The following is a 301-nucleotide window of genomic DNA, read 5'->3' as shown; positions in this document are numbered from 1 at the left end:
CCGAATATGGCGTAACGACCACGCACTTTGTGCCGTCGATGCTGGCGGCATTTGTTGCATCGCTGACGCCGCAAACCGCTCGCCAGAATTGCGCGACGTTGAAACAGGTTTTCTGTAGTGGTGAGGCCTTACCGGCTGATTTATGCCGCGAATGGCAACAGTTAACCGGCGCGCCGTTGCATAACCTGTATGGCCCGACGGAAGCGGCGGTAGATGTCAGCTGGTATCCGGCTTTTGGCGAGGAACTGGCACAGGTGCGCGGCAGCAGTGTGCCGATTGGTTATCCGGTATGGAATACGGG

General features: G+C 57.8%; 1 protein-coding gene. It reads left to right on the top strand.

Going from position 1 to position 301, the window contains the following annotated elements; genetic code table 11:
• Positions 1–38: 38 nt before the first annotated feature.
• Positions 39–301: AMP-binding protein (locus AYC59_RS08520; RefSeq protein ID WP_281177375.1), on the top strand; the 263-nt coding region annotated here is incomplete at its 3' end.

The sequence above is a fragment of the Pseudostreptobacillus hongkongensis genome (assembly GCF_001559795.1).
In the GTDB taxonomy this organism is placed as follows: Bacteria; Fusobacteriota; Fusobacteriia; order Fusobacteriales; family Leptotrichiaceae; genus Pseudostreptobacillus; species Pseudostreptobacillus hongkongensis.
The sequence above is the reverse complement of the archived record's forward strand: the minus strand, read 5'-3'. Positions and strand labels throughout refer to the sequence as shown.